Consider the following 17,380-nt stretch of genomic DNA (forward strand, 5'->3'; position numbering starts at 1 on the left):
TGTGGTAAGCTCCGCGTTTTCTTAAATCAGCGGAGTTTCGTGAATGAAGACGACGGTGAAGTGGGTCGACAATGCCATGTTCCTGGGTGAGTCTGGCAGCGGTCATACCGTAGTGATGGACGGTCCTGAGGACCACGGTGGTCGCAATATGGGCATCCGCCCAATGGAAATGCTGCTGATCGGTCTGGGCGGTTGTACCAGCTTTGACGTTATGAGCATTCTCAAGAAGCAGCGTCTGGATGTTCTCGACTGCGTTGCTGAAATTGAGGCCGAACGCGCTGATGCCGTACCTGCTGTTTTCACGAAAATCCACGTTCATTTCAAGGTGACTGGCCGCAACCTGAAGGAATCTGCGGTTGAACGTGCAGTTAAGCTATCTGCTGAAAAATATTGCTCTGCCTCCATCATGCTGGAGCAGGGTGGTGTAAACATCACCCACAGCCACGCTGTAATCGACTTTGAGTGACAGGCCCTCACGGGCCACCTGACGAGGATAATCCATTGAACGAAAAATTGCGGCTTCACGGCTTCAATAACCTGACGAAGTCTCTGAGCTTCAACATCTACGATGTCTGTTACACCAAGACTGAAAAAGAGCGTCAGGAATATATCGAGTATATCGACGAGCTATATAATGCCGACCGTCTGACAAAAATTCTGTCTGACGTCGTTGATATCATCGGTGCGCATATTCTCAATGTTGCCCGTCAGGATTATGACCCTCAGGGTGCCAGTGTCACTATTCTGATTGCTGAACATGAGGTTCCACCGAGCGACGATATGGTGGAAGAGAAGCCAGGCCCGCTGCGTGATACCGTGGTTGCTCACCTTGATAAGTCCCATGTGACTGTTCACACCTATCCAGAGAGTCATCCGGATGGCGGTATCTCAACCTTCCGTTGTGACATCGATGTATCTACCTGCGGTCTGATCTCACCGTTGAAGGCACTCAACTATCTGATTCATGCCTTTGATTCTGACATTGTGACTATGGACTACCGCGTGCGTGGTTTTACCCGCGATGTTGACGGAGTTAAGCACTACATCGACCACGATATTAACTCCATTCAGAACTATCTGAGTGAAGATACCCGTGACGCTTACGAAATGATCGACGTGAACGTGTATCAGGAAAATCTCTTCCACACTAAGATGATTCTGAAAGAGTTTGATCTGGATAACTATCTGTTCGGTGAAGGCTCAAAAGACATGTCGCCGGAAGAACGCAAAGAAGTAGAAGCCAAGGTACGTAAGGAAATGCTGGAGATCTTTTACTCCCGCAATATGCCCTGAGCCTTGCTTCGGATTAAAAACGGGAGCCACTGGCTCCCGTTTTTTTTGATCAGATCACCGGCGCTTGGTCGGATAAGGCTGTACGTTCAGGCTATTGCAAGGGGCCTGAAGTTTACGTGCTTCCTTCATGCAGCAGGTGGCGATTCCGCCGCCGACAATAAAGAAAGACAGTATCAGGTATGAAAGAAGCATAAAGCGACTCCTCAGGATAACCCATTAAGTGTAGACCCTGAGGTGAAGTTTGCCGGGCGCTCTGACGTCCGTAAGAGGAAAGTCAGGTTGGCTCGCTGACGCAGATCACTTTGAAGCCGTTTGCCTGCACCATGATTTCGGCCTGGCGGAAGGCCTCTTTTGCCCATTCCTCATAGGCGAGGTGACGATTCGCTACGATCCACAATTGCCCGTCCCGGGTCAGGTGCTTTCTGGCGTCGCTGAATAAGCGGCGTGCGAAGTCATAGTCTGTCTGCTTACCCTGATGAAACGGCGGGTTGCTGTAGATAATATCGAAGCGACCTTCGATATCTTTCAGGCCATCGCTGGGGAGAATATCAGCCTCTAGCCCCATACGGACGCTGTTCAGCTGGGCGCTCCGCAATGCAAATGCGTCGACATCCGAGAGGGTGGCCTTCAGGGAGGGGTTACGGCCTTTCATGGTGAGACCTATGATGCCTGAGCCGCACCCCAGGTCCAGAATCCTGCCATGCCCGGGAGCCGGAACATGCTCAAGTAGCTGAGCCGTGCCGGCATCCAGCTTGCCGTGCCCGAAAACGCCGGGCAAGGTCATGAAGTCGCGTTCTTCAAAGCGCACGGAGCGGGCCAGTTTCAGCCAGTTAATCGCTTCGCCAGAGGATGTCAGTGTGACCTGCCACAGCGTGCAGTGACGGGCGCTGTCTGTTTTGATGCAGCTGTCACTCTGAGCCTTGATGGCCGTGTTTACGCTTTTACCTCCGGTGTCGTTAGCCGCCACTATGTAGCACTGCGAGGTCACCTGAGAAAGCATCTGTATCAGAGCACGTGCAAAGTCTTTCGCCTTCGGCCAGAGCAGGATGATATTTCTGTCCTTCAGTGCTGCGGGCTCGGGCAGGCCAAAGTGTAACTGTTGTTCACTGACGCCTGCGGCCTTCCAGGCCTCGGCCGTCTGCAGATTCCAGGTCTGCAGGCTGATATGTTTTTCTTTGACGGCGGATGCCCATGCACCCGGCAGATCGGCTTCGGCCCCGAGGACAGTCGTTGCTCCGGTCAGAAGTTCCGGATGGCGCAGCAGAGCTTCATAGACTTTGCTCATGACTGTATCCCTGTGAGCACATCGCGCACGGTCAGTGCGTCCTGCTGCAGATCACCAGACAGAGTCACTATGCCTTTGCGGCGCAGCAGGTCGGTCTGATCCTGATTGTGTCCTATGGCAAAAATCAGCTGGCCCGTCTCTGCAGCAAGGTTCTGCAGCTGTTGTAACTGCTGATCATTGGGTTGGCCGGTAATCCGGATAATTGCACCCTGTAAGGTCAGTTCATTCACCATGGCTGAGATATCTGCCGGTGGAACCAACCCGCCCAGGCGAAGTATGCGAACACCCAGTGGACGCAGCATGATGCCGAGCAGAAGCAGTTCAAGGGCGTCTTCCTGAGTGGTGTTCGCCAGTACCAGTGTGCCTTTCGTCTGGCCTTCCGGAGCTTCTGCCAGACGAGAGGTAAGTCGTCCTTCCAGAAAACCGGCGAAAAATGCGAAGCGTGCTCCACCCAGTGGGGTGCTCATCTGCTCATGCAGTTGCTGATGCAGTGGCAGTAGCAGAAACCTGAGGGTGATATCGGCAGGGAAGAAACTGGTCACTTCATCCATCACACTGGCAAGCGCGGCATCGTCAAATTCGCTCACTGCCTGATTGAGGCGCGCCCGGTACTGGTGCCACTGAGAGGGTTGCGCTGGCATGCTTGCCAGGGGTTCCGCCTCTGGCGTGCCGTTTTCCAGCATCGATTTTGCCTGCGAGATGGGGATTCCGCGCTCAAGCAGCGAGACGACCTTGCGGATCAGATGAATATCGGCCTCAGTGTAGAGGCGATGCCCTTTGGCGGTCCTCTTTGGGGTGATCAGGCCGTAACGTCGTTCCCATGCACGCAGTGTAATTGCGTTTACACCGGTCTCATTGGATACGACTCTGATGGGAAAATACGCGGCTTGCGGTTCAGCAGGCGAGGAGGACATGGGCAATTCTTATCCCGGATGTGTACAAAACAGTCCAAATTCTATAAGTAGTTGTACATAATGTAAAAGAAAGTACCATCATCCTATCCCATTGGCAGACTATCGCCGTATTACTGGTATCCGACACGGAGATTTTTCATGGTCACAGACCTGCACGATGAACAGGGGCCGATCAGCCTCGAGTTGTTGAAAAAAGCCGTAGATGCATCAAACGATGGCATTGTGATCGCAGAGCAGGAGGGCGACGATAATATCCTGATCTATGTAAACAAGGCGTTTGAAAGACTGACCGGCTACAGTGCAGACGAAATTCTGTATCAGGATTGTCGTTTCCTGCAGACAGGTGATCGTGATCAGGAAGGCCTGGCGTTGATCCGTAGCGCGATAAACGAAGGACGCAGTGCCCGGGCGATTCTGCGCAACTACCGTAAGGACGGCAGTCAGTTCTGGAATGAGCTCAGTCTGTCGCCTGTGTATAACGATCAGGATCAGCTGACGTATTACATTGGCATCCAGAAAGATGTCACAGCGCAGGTTGAAGCGGAAAACAGAGCGGATGCGGCAGAAAAAGAACTCGCTGCCCTCAGGCGCCAGCTCGCCGGTGAGTAGAGTGTTTGTCAGATATAAAAAAGGGAGCCACTGGCTCCCTTTTTAAATACCCGGCAGATCAGGCTTTTTTGTAAGCTTCTGCAGAGTCGATGATCATCTGGCGTGCTTCATCAGCGTTACCCCAGCCTTTCACCTTAACCCATTTGCCTTTTTCGAGATCCTTGTAGTTCTCGAAGAAATGACCAATCTGATCACGCAGCAGTTGTGGAACATCGTCAATGTCGTTGACGTCGTTATACAGCTGGGTCAGCTTCTGGTGTGGGACAGCAACCAGTTTTGCGTCTTCACCTGCTTCGTCTTCCATGTTCAGAACGCCAACAGGACGTGCACGGATAACAGAACCAGGAGCTACCGGGTAAGGAGTGATGACCAGAACGTCGAGTGGGTCACCATCGTCCGCCAGAGTATTAGAGATGTAGCCATAGTTCGCTGGGTAGAACATAGGAGTCGCCATAAAACGGTCGACCATCAGGGCATCCATATCTTTGTCGATCTCGTATTTGATCGGAGAATGGTTGGCCGGGATTTCGATGACCACATAGACGTCGTTTGGCAGTTCTTTGCCCGCAGGGATTGAGTTGTAGCTCATAGTGAGTTCCGTAAAGTCATGATGGATTTGAACAGGACGACGGGATTATAGACGTAACGCTCAGCCCCTGAAACCCGTCAGGGGTGCGACGTTCGCCGTGCAGGTTGCCCTAAAGCAGAATATCCACATTTGCACTGCCATATTAAGGTGTGACTAAAGACACTATAATCCCGCGTCTATAATACAGGCTTAACTGGCCTGAATTGAAAACAACAACAGAGAGCAATCATGAAACTGAACAGAATAACTGCCCTGGCGGCGCTGGTGCTGATGAGCAGCCAGGCAGCGGCTTTTGAGGAGGAATTTCTGGATGTCGTCACGGATGAGACTCTTGGCGGTGGATTTGAAGTACCGGAAGTACTGACTGCCACCCGACTGAAGCAGCCGCGCAGTGAAGTGCCCGGAAGTGTGACGGTGATTGACGCGGAGCAGATCCGCCAATGGGGCGTCCGCACTCTGCCGGAACTGATGCGTTTCGTGCCGGGAATGTTTGTGAAGCATGGGGCTGCAGACGCCGTCGCTTATCATGCTTCTAACCCCAATCTGATGCGCCGTATGCAGGTACTGATCGACGGCCGGTCAGTGTATCGCGCGGGCATTGCCTCTGTTGTCTGGGATGATATCCCGCTGGCGCTGGAAGATATTCAGCGTATCGAAGTCTTTCGTGGGCCCAATGCGTCGAGTTATGGCGCAAACGCTTTTATGGCCGTGGTTAACATCGTGACCCTGCACCCTCAGGATACGCTTGGCAGTCGCGGCTACATCCGTGGCGGGAATCAGGCCACACGTGATGCCTACATCAGTCACTCGTCTGAGCTGGGTGATGGTGCCATCCGCATTACTGCGTCACGTAAGAGTGACGACGGCTTTGATGGGCAGTATGCACGCGACGGTGAAGATGACTACCACGATGGTGGCCGCGATCAGTTTATTAACCTGACCTACGCCGAGCGTCTGGATAATGGTGATCAGCTCTTGCTCGAATCTGCTTATAAATGGGGTGAGACTGAAATTCCACCGGGTGAGTTTGATGGAGAGCCGCCGGAAGATTACACCCGCAACGGATTTCTCTATGGCCGCCTGACTCAGGATGTGTCCGCCCGCCATTCCCGCAAGCTCCAGGCATACTGGCAGATAGAGAATCGTCGCCATCCTGCTCGTGGATGCGTTCCTACCGTCTCTCTGGATTCAGAGCTTACCAGCCTTTACCGGGAAGACCCCTACTGGGCGGCGGTGGTCGGACGACTGATTCCGGGAGCATACCTGAATCAGGAGGAAGACCCGGCGCTCTACGCTCAGGTGAATGGGCTGGTTCAGAGAATTGCAGCGGGAGAGCTGACTCCTGAGACCGTTGAACTGGCTCTGGAGACGACCCTGGAGCGTGATTACGATATCAGTCAGTCGGATCTCGACGCGGCGCAGGGAATATTTGGCCGGGCGTTTAATGGCAGTGATTTTGAACAGTTAGGTGAAGTCATCTGCGGCAGTACGTCGATTGATTTCGAAGAACAGCGTGTCGATCTGGAGTGGCAGGATACCGTTCACTGGAACGATCGTCTGCGTACGGTTTCCGGGGTCAGTTTCCGACGCGACCAGGTGTATTCCGAAACGTATTTCCACGGTACGGTGCGAAACGATATTTTCCGTGTATTCGGTAACGTGGAGTGGCGCCCGTTTGACCCTCTGCTGCTGCATGTCGGCGGTATGTACGAGACGGAAGATACCAACGATTCCGCGTTTTCTCCCCGTGTCGCCGCGAACTTTATGCTCTCACCACAGCAGAGTATCCGCCTGGTGTGGTCGACGGCCGTCCGTTCGCCGGATTTACTTGAACAGGAGCCGAACTATTACTACACCATCGGCAATCTTGACGATAACTACCTGGGGCTGACCGAAGGCGATTACTTCGAGCAGCAGACCGGGACCTACGGTCAGTTGGATCACGAAAAGATTCAGAGTGTCGAATTGGGGTATTTCCTCAATGTGCCTGAATACAATTTTATGGCTGATATTAAGGTGTATCGCGATTATCTGACTCAGCTGATTTCGAATCCGATAAACCTGACCAACCCGGACGTGTATTCCGATACTGAAATGGTGATTAAGGGCGTCGACTGGCAGTTCAGCTGGAATCCGGCGCAGCATCACAGCTTCTGGTGGTCTGGTGCGTATGTGAATACTGACGTCGAAATCGGTGAAGACAGTGCCATTGACGAAGAGACGCTGACCTCATTGTTGCGGGTCGAAACCCGACTGAGCGCGGAATACAGTAATAATCTGAGCTGGGCTTATCGTCGTGGCGACTGGGGCCTGACGCAGTCTTATTTCTGGCACAACGCTTATAACCGTGAGAACAGGAATCCCCGTCATTATCGCCGTTACGAAGCCAATCTGACCAAAGACTGGAAAATGGACGGATATACTGTGAATACCGGCCTCTTCTGGCACCATCTGATTGATGATGGTCGGGTGATTTACATCAATGAGGTTTATTCGGTGAATGACCTCTGGTATCTGCAGGTGGGTCTGGAGTTCTGATGTCGCTTCTGCGCCAGAGCGTCTTTTTGTTGCTGCTGTTTACTCAGCCCGTATGGGCTGAGGTATTCATTGTGGCTTCGGAAACCTCTCCGGTGCTTGAACGACTCGCCGCGGCTCTGAAAGTACATACCCCTACAGAAGTGACGGTCAGTCTGTTTACCGGGGGGATTCCGGGCAACGCGGATGATCACTATTTTCTTGTAGGTGAAGACGTCATTCGTGCCTGGCCTGAGGGTACAGCGGCGGTCGCTGTGTTGACCTCCCGCAGTGCGATAGAAGCGAATCGCAGTCACCTGGTGGGGGCTGTCTATCTTGAGCCTCCGCTGGCAAGGCAATATTCACTGGTACGCTATATGTTCGGTGATGCAAGAACGTCACTGATTTACACTCAGGATGTATTGCCATGGGCCTGGCCTGAGCTGAGCGCGCTGGAAGAGCAGGGGGTCAGGCTGGTGCGCTATCAGCCAGGTCAGAGCCTGAACTACGCCCTAAAAGATGCTCTGCGTGGCAGCGATGTGCTTCTTGGCATCAGCGACAGCGGGGTATACAACCCGCAGAGCATCAAAAACATTCTGATTTCTGCGTACCGCCAGAACATTCCTCTGGTAGGGCCCGCAAGAGCTTACATACGTGCAGGCGCGATTGCCTCGACGTACAGTTCCCTGGATGACATCGCCCGGAGAATGGCCGATATGCTGAAGCCCGGGCAGTTTCAGGAGTTTTCTTATAACCCCTACTTTAGTGTTGCTTTCAACGAACAGGTGGCCCGTTCGCTTAATGTAATGCTCCCCGAGACTGAAATGGAGGTGGTCTCGGAGTTGAAGAAATAAGACATTTCGGGCCGTTGAGGCATCATCCTGAGTCATACTCCCTCCTTAACAAAACAAAACTGTCCCCACTTAATTGCCAGGGGGTAAACTGCAGAAACCTTCCTTCATGTCTAAACTCCACTTAGGGCTGAGGGTAAAAGTTATCTGAGAGAGAGTGCATGGAAGCAGTGATCAGAATGTATCTGGTGTTGCTGTTGTTGCTATTCGCGACAACAGTGAGAGCAGATATTGCCCTGATTTCCGACAGTGTGTCGCCTGTCGCTGAAAAGCTCCGTACCCTGACGGCGGCCTCTATGATGGAGCCTGTCGTTCTCACAACGGCGCGTGAGGCCAGTGAAAATCCCGGACGCTTCCGGGCGGTGGTCGTCATGGGCAGCAGTGCGCTGAAAGACCTGTCACTTCCTGATTCTGTACCCGTTGTCGGTATCTTCCTGAGCAGGAAAGACTACCTCGGCAATGCTTCCTCGTTTACTACAGGACTGTTCGTCGAGCCTCCTTTTGCCCGGCAGGCGCGCCTCGGGCGGGCTATCTATGGCAGTCAGTCCAGTTTTGGCGCGCTGGTGGCCGATGATCACTCAGCTGAGGTGAACGGGGTTATCTCAATACCCGATGTCAGTCTCTATTCTCTTGATAAGTACGATTCGCTGAACCAGGCGCTGATCCGTCTGCTGAGCGAGCACCAGGCGCTGATCGGTGTCTACGACCCGGCGCTGTACAGCCCCGACAATATTAAAAACATCCTGATTACTGCCTACCGTCACAATCGTCCTCTGATCGGCCCGTCGGCCGCTTACCTGAGAGCGGGAGCACTGGCGACGACCTACAGCAGCATTGATGACGTTGTGAAACGGCTTAGTGAAATCCTGATCAGTGGGCTCAGTGGCACTGGCTGGCCACCGCCGGATTACAATCCGTATTTCAGAGTCGGCTTTAATGAACAGGTCGGCCGCTCCCTGAATCTTATTCTGCCCAAAGCGAGTGACGTTGAGCGGACCCTGCGTCGTCAGGAGGGTCTCGAATGAGAATCAGGAACTGGCCAATCAGGCTCAGGGCTGTGGCTCTGGCTACCCTGCCTGCGTTGATTACCGTTGTGTTGCTGACAACGCTGCACATGATGGAGCGCTGGTCTGATGCAAACCGTAGCAGTGAGAGCACGGTAAAGCTGATGATTGAGAGTATCAGCGCGTCTGCAGAATACCCGGTGATATCAGGCAACTACGATCTGCTGTTGCCCTTGATTAAGGCCGCCCTGAATGAGCCGGAAATTGCTTACGTACGAATTGTGTCGCCTCAGGGGGAGACCTTAATTGAGGAGAAAACGGCAGAGTTCGGGGATATCAATCCAGAGTCGGTGCAGGTACTGCGGCGTACCCTGCTCAGGGATGTCGTAGAGCTGGACGGCTTTTCGGAATTCGGTGAGCTGATGGTGATGACTCAGGAACTGGCGGTGGTGGAAGTCGGTATGACCGACTACTTCACCCGGGGCCGGGATCTGGCCATTCTGTACCAGTCGCTGTTGACCGGCTTTCTTGTTGTTCTGCTCGCCGGCGTGACGGCACGCTACAGCTCGCTGATGATTGCGGGGCCGATCGAAAGCGTCGGTCGTTTTATCTCTCGCCTGGCGGAAGGCGAATTCTGGCACCGTACCCAGGTGGATGATGGCGCAGAGGTCGGGCGCCTGCAGGAAAATAGCAATCGCCTGGCAGAAACCCTCGAGTTGGCGCGCCAGGAACAGAAGAAATTTACCGAGCGCCTGATGGCCGAGCAAAGCGTCGCCCGTAAAGCGAGCGCCTCCAAATCCAAGTTTCTGGCCATGATGAGTCATGAATTACGGACACCACTGAACGGTGCGCTGGGAATGCTGCAACTGCTTGATCAGGAGCAGCCCGGAGACGAATTCACGACCCAGAAAAATCAGGCACAGGAAAGTCTCGAACATCTGACGCAGTTGCTTGATGACATCATGATTGTCGCCGATACCGACCAGCCCGCATCGCCGGTGAGTGCCGAGCCCTGTCAGCTTGGTACGTATCTCGAACCTTTGTTTGAAGACCTTCGCCTGCGCGCGATGAGTAAAGGCCTTTCCTTTATTGCTGAAGTCGCTCCGGCGTTGCGACGCGAGGCAGTCGTGACTCAACCCGCGATGCTGCGTCAGCTGCTGCGTCACCTGACTGACAATGCGCTGAAGTTCACGCGTCACGGTCTGGTCTCTGTCAGCATCACCCCAGCGCATCATGGTGGCTTACAGGTCACTGTGACAGATACCGGCATCGGCATACCTGAAGACAAATACGATCAGGTGCTGGAACCCTTTACTCAGCTTGCTGCTGAGTCTAATCGCGAGTTTGGGGGGGTAGGTCTCGGGTTGACGATCAGCGCCCACATTGTCCGGATTCTGGGTGGCAGTATGTCTTTTGCTGCACAGTCCGGGGGAGGCACCGTTGTCAGAATTTCTTTGCCGGAGTTAGTACTGGCACCCAATAAAGACGGGGATGAGAGTAACGAAGCAGGCCACGGACGCATCCTGATTGTTGAAGATAACGAAATCAATCTGAAGGTCGCTGAAAAGATGCTGCGCAAGGTGGGGCCCGAACTGGAAATAAGTTCTGTGGGCTCGGGGGAAGCCTGCCTGAGTCTGATGGCGCGTGAAACGTTCGACCTGATTATGCTGGATTGTCAGATGCCGGGAATGGATGGCTTCGAAACGGCACAGAGACTGCGGGAATCCGGTTATGACGGAATTATCGTCGCCTGTACTGCTAACACGACCGACCGAATAGAAAGCCGCTGTCTGGAGTCCGGGATGAATGACTATATGTCTAAACCTATCCGTCTGGATGGCGTCAAACAGATGTTAGGGCAGTGGATGGGGCGACTGGCAGGAAATGGGCCTTCAGCAGATAACTGAAGACCCACTCTGAGATCAGGCGTGGTAGCGCAGGGCGTTATCAACCTCTTCGGCAGAGCCCATCACGACAGATACCCGCTGGTGAATCGCCGTGGGCTCTATCTCCATAATATTCTCAAACGCTGTACTGGCCTTACCACCGGCCTGCTCGATCAGCATGCTCATTGGGTTGCCCTCGTACATAAGGCGCAGTTTGCCAGGCTTGTTAGGCTCGCGACTGTCGTAGGGGTACATGAATATCCCGCCACGGGTCAGAATGCGATGAATTTCTGCGACCATGGAAGCAATCCAGCGCATGTTGTAACGCTTGCCCAGCGGGCCTTCTTCGCCTTTCAGAAGGTCAGCGACATAGGCCTGCATTTCCGGTAGCCAGAAACGCTGGTTCGACATGTTAATGGCAAACTCTTTGGTTGTCGCAGGTACCTGGATGTCGCGGCGTTGCAGTACGAATTCGCCGATACGTGGGTCGAGCGTGAAAGCGTGTACACCGTTGCCAGTACTGAATACCAGCAGGGTCGATGGACCATATAGAACGTAGCCTGCCGCAACCTGGCGCTGGCCAGCCTGAAGATAGCTCTGCTCATGTGCGCCATCAGCACCTTCGGCCGCTTCCAGCACGGAGAAGATGGTGCCGACTGTGACGTTTACGTCGATGTTTGAGGAACCATCCAGAGGATCAAACAGAACGAGGTAACGACCACTTTCGTTGCATGCTACTGGGTCAGGCTCTTCTTCACTGGCCAGGCCTTTCACTTGCGGCATGCCTTTCAGGCAGGCTTTGATAAGGTCGTTAGAGATAACATCCAGCTTCTTCTGGCACTCGCCCTGAACGTTTTCCTGTTCAGCGCTTCCGAGAACTCCGGCCAGCGAGCCCATGTGCAGGCGATAAGCGATGTCCTTACAGGCGACCATCAGGCCATCGATAATGCCAGAGATATCGGCGTTGTCGCAGTGTTCATCCAGGAAGTGGCGCAGACGCAGCATGGTGTAATCCTCGGTGTGTTCCGGTCATAGTTGAATATGGGCGCATACTACCTGAATCGGCGCGGAAATTCAGTGGCAGGCCCGATTGCCTGCGAAAAATCATGCGCCACTCTTTCCATATGGACCGAGTTGGTCCGAAAGTCGGGCGATTCCAGAGTTGGGCAGGAATGACAGCCCGTGTAAACTAGCCGCTATAAGTATCACTGGCGATTCTATGAAACTCCATATTCTCGGCATCTGCGGTACCTTTATGGGCTCACTGGCGCAGCTTGCCAAAGCACAGGGACACGATGTTTCCGGCTCGGATGCCGGGGTCTATCCCCCCATGAGTGACCAGCTGGAAGCGGCGGGTATTACTCTCACTGAAGGATTCGATCCCTCAGGTATTCCGGCAGACTGCGATCTGGTCATTATTGGTAATGCGATGTCACGGGGAAACCCGTCGGTAGAGTATGTGCTTGATCGCGGTATTCCTTATACCTCCGGACCGCAGTGGCTGGGCCAGTATGTGCTCAGAGGTCGCTGGGTGGCTGCGGTATCGGGTACCCATGGAAAGACAACGACCTCAAGTATGCTGGCCTGGATACTTGAGTCTGCCGGGATGTCTCCGGGCTATCTGATTGGTGGCGTCCCGGAAAATTTCAGTGTGTCGGCCCGCCTGGGAGATTCACCGTTCTTTGTGATTGAAGCGGATGAGTACGACACGGCGTTCTTCGATAAGCGCTCCAAGTTTGTTCATTATCAGCCGCGTACGCTGATTATGAATAACCTGGAATTTGATCATGCGGATATCTTTCCGGATCTCGCGGCGATTGAGCGCCAGTTCCATCACCTGGTGCGCACGGTACCGGGAACCGGGTTGATTGTGTCTCCACATAATGACCCCGCCCTGGGCCGGGTGATGGAGCAGGGTTGCTGGACGCCCGTTCAGACCTGTGGTGCGGACGGGGATTGGCAATGGCGCGCGCTGAAGGCGGATGGCAGTGCCTATGAAGTGAACTTTGAGGGGCACCAGGTTGCTGTTCAGTGGGGCCTGACGGGGCTGCACAATATTTCTAATGCCGTTGCTGCCATGGCTGCGGCCCGGCACATGGGCGTGACCCCTGCGATTGCCGCAGAGGCATTGTCCGGCTTCCGTTCTGTAAAACGACGGATGGAATGTGTTAACCCAGGGGCTGATGTCCCTGTGTATGACGATTTTGCGCATCATCCGACTGCGATCAGAACCACCTTGCAGGGCGCCCGTGCGCAACTGGATGCTGACGGCAAGGGGCGTTTGATTGCTGTGCTGGAGCCCAGATCAAATACCATGAAGCTCGGTCGTCACAAGCATGAGCTTGCTGACTCGGTCGTCGATGCAGATCAGACCTTCTGGTTTCAGCCTGCGGGCATCGACTGGTCTCTACAGGAGGTTGCTGATCAGTGTTCTGCGCCTGCAGTTGTTGCCGACGATATTGAGGCCCTGCTTCAACAGGTCTGCACTGCGGTCGCGCCGGGAGATCGCGTTGTGGTGATGTCGAACGGCGGATTCCACAATTTTCCGCGCCGGCTGGCGTCTGCACTGCAGCAGAAAACCGGAGGTGCAGCGTGAGCGAACGTGTTCTGATTGCGGTCACAGGAGCATCGGGTTCTGCCTATGCTCTGGGGCTGGCCCGGGCGCTACTGGCGCAACAGGTCGGTGTGGATTTTATTATCTCCAAGGCCGCGCTGCTTGTTCTGGCCACTGAAACCGAACTGACGTTACCCCCGAAACCGAGGGCTCAGGCCGGGTTCCTTACCGACTATTTTTCGGCAACAGAAGGGCAGATCCGAGTTTTCGGGCGCGAAGACTGGATGGCTCCGTGGGCGTCAGGCTCCGGCCAGCCGGGTCCGGTGGTTATCTGTCCATGCAGTACCGGAACCCTGTCTGCAGTGGCGACAGGCGCCAGTAACAATCTCATCGAACGGGCCGCCGATGTCGCTCTGAAAGAGCGTCGCCAACTGATTCTGGTCCCCAGAGAAACGCCGTACTCGGAAGTCCACCTGAACAATATGCTGACACTGACCCGGATGGGCGCCGTCATACTGCCGGCAAGCCCGGGTTTTTATCACTCGCCTCAGAGCATTGATGATCTGGTGAAGTTCATCGTGGCCAGAATACTGAATCAACTGAAATTACCCCAGACGCTGATGCCTGGCTGGGGAGAACAAGCGGAGACAAGTAATGACTGAACAGACCCCAGAAACCCAGGACCATACATTGTGGGTGATCGGTGGTTTTATCGCCGGGGTGATCGTCAGTGTTCTGGCGTTGCAGTATTACGGATATCTGAAACTGTCTGACCCGGAGGGCGTTCCTGTGGTGGCAGAGTTCCGGCTGATGACGCTGGACCCGGACTATGACGTCAGAGTGTCTCCGAAATCGTCGGGTAAGGAAGCCTTCTGTGAATCGGGCTATCTGTTACTCAGACCACAGAATGACAAGCAGGTTGCTGGTATTCTTGTCGACAGTAAAAACAGGGCGATAGCCTGTCAGCCGGCGCTGAGTGCGTCCGGCGCTGAGGAATAATAATAACCTATGCGTTTTTCACCACTCTTTCTGGCAGTTGTTGCGGCGCTTTCACTGCCTGCTGCTGCGGCACTGAATGACCTTGATGGCGATGGTATCGCTGATCATCTGGATGCTGACCGCGATGGAGACGGCCTGCCCAATTATCTGGAATCTGCTGCCGGTTTCGATCCTGATGTCGCCGATCAGACGGATACGGATGGGGATGGTATCCCCGATTCCATCGACGATGATATGGACAACGATGGCGTCCCGAATCAGAAAGATGTATTCCCGCGCGATGCCCGTGACTGGGCTGATATGGATGCGGATGGTGTGGGCGATAACCGTGACCGCGATATTGATGGTGATGGCATTGCCAACGAGTATGAAGAACGTCTGGGTTATGACCCGAGAGATATCCGCTCGCGTCCGCGCGATACCGACAAAGATGGTATTCCTGACCTCGCTGATCCGGACATGGATAACGACGGTGTGCCGAACCGTGAGGATGCCTTTCCTCTCAACCCGAAAGAATGGAGCGACCTCGATCGTGATGGCACCGGCGACAACGCCGACACTGACCGCGACGGCGACGGTGTTGCTAACGATTACGAGATAAAAATCGGCAGTGATCCTGATGATCGCTTCTCTGCGCCGAAAGACACCGACCGTGATGGTATACCTGATCAGCTCGACGACGATCGTGATGGTGATGGCGTGCCGAATGATGAAGACCTCTATCCGGACAACATCGCCGCCTGGGCCGACACTGACGGGGATGGCATTCCTGATAACGAAGACCCTGATGCCGACAACGACGGTATCGCGAATGTATTCGAACTGCACCTGGGTACCAGCCCCACCGATCCGGACAGCAAGCCTGAGGATACGGATGGTGACGGTATGCCGGATTATTTCGATTCAGACCGCGACGGCGATGGTGTTGATAACAGTGCCGACCTGTTTCCGGCGGATGGCAGTGAATGGGCGGACACCGATGGCGATGGTATCGGCGATAACAAGGACCCCGACCGGGATAACGATGGCTTTACCCGGGACATCGAAGAACTCGCCGGTACAGACGATCTGGATGCGCTGAGTATCCCTGCTGACCTTGATGGTGATGGCATCATCGACGTGCTGGACGACGACGTCGATGGCGATGGTCACCTGAACACGGCAGACGTATTTCCGCGTGACGCGTCAGAGTGGGAAGACTTCGATGGCGACGGTATCGGCGATAACACCGATCCAGACCTTGATAATGATGGCATCAATAATGAATTCGAACGTACGCTGAGCTACGACCCCTATGACGCCAGCAGTGTGCCGGATGATATGGATAAAGACGGTATCCCGGACGCACTCGACAGCGATATGGACGGCGATACCATTGGGAATGATCTGGATCTGTTTCCTCGTGATCCGACCGAATGGTATGACATTGATGGCGACGGTATTGGTGACAACAGTGATATTGACCGGGATGGCGATGGCATCCGCAACGATTACGAGGTTCAGGTAGGCACGGACCCTTCCGATAAGCGTTCGGTACCGCTTGACCTGGACCGCGATGGAATTCCGGACAAAATCGATGATGACATGGATGGTGACGGTTATCTGAATGAGAACGATGCCTTCCCTATGAACCCATCAGAATGGGCTGACATGGATGGAGATGGCATCGGCGATAATACGGACCTGGATGTCGATGGCGATGGCATCAGTAACGAATATGAACTCCGTCTGGGAACCGACCCACGGGATGCGGCGAGTACGCCACCTGACATGGACGGAGATGCTATCCCGGATGCACTCGACAGCGATATTGACGGGGATGAAATCCCGAATGACCGGGACAGGTTTCCACGTAACCCCCGCGAATGGGCAGACACAGATAATGATGGCCGCGGTGACAACTCTGACCAGGATATCGATGGTGACGGTATCATCAATAACTACGAGATATTGCTGAACTTCGATCCGTTCGATGCTTCGAGTGTGCCACCCGACAGTGATGGTGACGGTGTGCCGGATGCACTCGATGACGATCGGGACAACGACGGGTATACCAATAGCCGTGATGTCTTCCCGGATGATCCTGCCGAGTGGGCGGACTTTGACGGAGACGGCATCGGTGATAACAGCGATCCGGACACCGACGGTGACGGCTTTACTAACGTCGAAGAGATCCGAGAGAAAACAGACCCCTGGAACAAAGCAGATTATCCTGACCATGAGCCGCCCGTGATCGGTAAAACGGAGTGGCTGAAGGAACAGCAGGCGTTATCCGGTATGGCGTATGACGACGGTCTTGGAATCCGGACGATTCGCCTTGAAAGTCCGGCAGGTGATGTATGCCCCGGATTCAGCCAGTACTCCGGCCATTTTATGGTGCCTTGTCCGACGTTACGGAACAGCACCGAATGGACGCTGATCATTGAAGATAAGCGTGGAAACCGGGCGACAGAAAAGTTCTCATTCAAAGGTGAGTAAAGAGCGGCGCAGCAGAAAACACTGGCTATACTGAGAAAACAAATACAGCTTTGGTCTTACGGGCCAGGATGACCTCCGGGGAGCGCCATGTCTCTTAATTGTGTCTTCTGCCACAAACTCGTTTTCGGTAAAACCGGTGTCACTGTGCCCTCTATGGGCCCGGCGCATCAGACCTGTTATCAGGCGCATTCTGCTCTGAAGCGCACTTTTCAGCGTCTTGATATTGGTGCTCTTTCTGATGATGAGCTTGCCGACCTGCGGGATCTGGTGCTGGCGGAAGACAATGACCGGCGCCGGAAACAAGCTGACCCGGGCTCTAATGGTGATGTTGAGCTGTTCTGAGGCTCGCACCTGACTCCTGTCTTGATTACACTGCCCGTCGTATTCCTGACGACCCGGTGGCT

At 54.2% G+C, this 17,380-nt stretch carries 17 protein-coding genes; 12 read left to right on the plus strand and 5 right to left on the minus strand.

Annotation, left to right across the window (positions count from 1 at the left end; translation table 11 throughout):
- The first annotated feature begins 43 nt into the window (after nt 1–43).
- Both Q1L85_RS08780 and speD read left to right on the plus strand, forming a co-directional pair.
- Entirely contained in the window at nt 44–466 is a 423-nt protein-coding gene (locus tag Q1L85_RS08780) for an OsmC family protein (RefSeq protein ID WP_300428347.1), read from the plus strand.
- Nucleotides 467–501: 35 nt separating this feature from the next.
- Nucleotides 502–1,293: an adenosylmethionine decarboxylase gene (speD, locus tag Q1L85_RS08785; protein WP_300428346.1), complete on the plus strand. Its 792-nt coding sequence runs from the start codon at nt 502–504 to the stop codon at nt 1,291–1,293.
- 54 nt (nt 1,294–1,347) lie between these two features.
- On the opposite strand, the gene Q1L85_RS08790 is transcribed toward speD, so the two are convergent.
- From Q1L85_RS08790 to Q1L85_RS08800, 3 genes are all read right to left on the minus strand, one after another.
- Nucleotides 1,348–1,485 (minus strand): hypothetical protein, encoded by a 138-nt coding sequence (locus tag Q1L85_RS08790; protein ID WP_300428344.1) that lies wholly within the window; start codon nt 1,483–1,485, stop codon nt 1,348–1,350.
- Between the two features lie 82 nt (nt 1,486–1,567).
- Nucleotides 1,568–2,578, minus strand: coding sequence for a class I SAM-dependent methyltransferase (locus Q1L85_RS08795; protein ID WP_300428343.1), 1,011 nt, complete (start codon nt 2,576–2,578; stop codon nt 1,568–1,570).
- The gene (locus Q1L85_RS08800; RefSeq protein WP_300428342.1) at nt 2,575–3,492 is read right to left on the minus strand and encodes a MerR family transcriptional regulator; all 918 of its coding nucleotides are present in this window, start codon (nt 3,490–3,492) and stop codon (nt 2,575–2,577) included. The genes Q1L85_RS08795 and Q1L85_RS08800 overlap by 4 nt, the downstream gene beginning before the upstream one ends.
- Before the next feature lie 138 nt (nt 3,493–3,630).
- Between Q1L85_RS08800 and Q1L85_RS08805 the strand changes: the two genes are divergently transcribed.
- On the plus strand, nt 3,631–4,101 hold the full coding sequence (locus tag Q1L85_RS08805) for a PAS domain-containing protein (RefSeq protein ID WP_300432884.1): 471 nt from the start codon (nt 3,631–3,633) through the stop codon (nt 4,099–4,101).
- A gap of 58 nt (nt 4,102–4,159) precedes the next feature.
- Here the strand turns inward: Q1L85_RS08805 and ppa are convergent, their stop codons facing one another.
- The gene (gene ppa, locus Q1L85_RS08810) at nt 4,160–4,690 is read right to left on the minus strand and encodes an inorganic diphosphatase (protein ID WP_300428143.1); all 531 of its coding nucleotides are present in this window, start codon (nt 4,688–4,690) and stop codon (nt 4,160–4,162) included.
- Between the two features lie 228 nt (nt 4,691–4,918).
- Between ppa and Q1L85_RS08815 the strand changes: the two genes are divergently transcribed.
- From Q1L85_RS08815 to Q1L85_RS08830, 4 genes are all read left to right on the plus strand, one after another.
- Nucleotides 4,919–7,228 carry a TonB-dependent receptor gene (locus Q1L85_RS08815; RefSeq protein ID WP_300428142.1) on the plus strand — a complete coding sequence of 770 codons (2,310 nt, stop codon included), beginning with the start codon at nt 4,919–4,921 and terminating at the stop codon, nt 7,226–7,228.
- Nucleotides 7,228–8,058, plus strand: coding sequence for a hypothetical protein (locus tag Q1L85_RS08820; protein WP_300428141.1), 831 nt, complete (start codon nt 7,228–7,230; stop codon nt 8,056–8,058). Before Q1L85_RS08815 ends, Q1L85_RS08820 begins: the two co-directional genes overlap by 1 nt.
- A 158-nt stretch (nt 8,059–8,216) precedes the next feature.
- Nucleotides 8,217–9,080, plus strand: a complete 864-nt coding sequence (locus Q1L85_RS08825) for a hypothetical protein (RefSeq protein WP_300428140.1) — start codon at nt 8,217–8,219, stop codon at nt 9,078–9,080.
- A complete protein-coding gene (locus Q1L85_RS08830) occupies nt 9,077–10,966 on the plus strand; it encodes a response regulator (RefSeq protein ID WP_300432887.1) in 1,890 nt (629 codons plus the stop codon). Before Q1L85_RS08825 ends, Q1L85_RS08830 begins: the two co-directional genes overlap by 4 nt.
- A 15-nt stretch (nt 10,967–10,981) precedes the next feature.
- On the opposite strand, the gene Q1L85_RS08835 is transcribed toward Q1L85_RS08830, so the two are convergent.
- Nucleotides 10,982–11,950, minus strand: coding sequence for a class 1 fructose-bisphosphatase (locus tag Q1L85_RS08835; RefSeq protein WP_300428138.1), 969 nt, complete (start codon nt 11,948–11,950; stop codon nt 10,982–10,984).
- Between the two features lie 214 nt (nt 11,951–12,164).
- Here Q1L85_RS08835 and mpl point away from each other — a divergent pair, with 214 nt between their 5' ends.
- The 5 genes from mpl (at nt 12,165) to Q1L85_RS08860 (ending at nt 17,318) form a co-directional block, all read left to right on the plus strand.
- Nucleotides 12,165–13,541 carry a UDP-N-acetylmuramate:L-alanyl-gamma-D-glutamyl-meso-diaminopimelate ligase gene (gene mpl / locus Q1L85_RS08840; RefSeq protein WP_300428137.1) on the plus strand — a complete coding sequence of 459 codons (1,377 nt, stop codon included), beginning with the start codon at nt 12,165–12,167 and terminating at the stop codon, nt 13,539–13,541.
- Nucleotides 13,538–14,161 carry a flavin prenyltransferase UbiX gene (locus Q1L85_RS08845; protein ID WP_300428136.1) on the plus strand — a complete coding sequence of 208 codons (624 nt, stop codon included), beginning with the start codon at nt 13,538–13,540 and terminating at the stop codon, nt 14,159–14,161. Before mpl ends, Q1L85_RS08845 begins: the two co-directional genes overlap by 4 nt.
- Complete coding sequence (locus Q1L85_RS08850) at nt 14,154–14,498, plus strand: hypothetical protein (protein WP_300428135.1); 345 nt, start codon at nt 14,154–14,156, stop codon at nt 14,496–14,498. Before Q1L85_RS08845 ends, Q1L85_RS08850 begins: the two co-directional genes overlap by 8 nt.
- A 9-nt stretch (nt 14,499–14,507) precedes the next feature.
- Nucleotides 14,508–16,976, plus strand: a complete 2,469-nt coding sequence (locus Q1L85_RS08855; RefSeq protein WP_300432891.1) for a thrombospondin type 3 repeat-containing protein — start codon at nt 14,508–14,510, stop codon at nt 16,974–16,976.
- An 87-nt stretch (nt 16,977–17,063) separates the two neighbouring features.
- Nucleotides 17,064–17,318 (plus strand): DUF2175 domain-containing protein, encoded by a 255-nt coding sequence (locus Q1L85_RS08860; RefSeq protein WP_300428403.1) that lies wholly within the window; start codon nt 17,064–17,066, stop codon nt 17,316–17,318.
- Nucleotides 17,319–17,380 lie beyond the last annotated feature (62 nt).

It is taken from the genome of uncultured Thalassolituus sp. (assembly GCF_950066645.1).
Taxonomy (GTDB): Bacteria; Pseudomonadota; Gammaproteobacteria; order Pseudomonadales; family Oceanobacteraceae; genus Thalassolituus.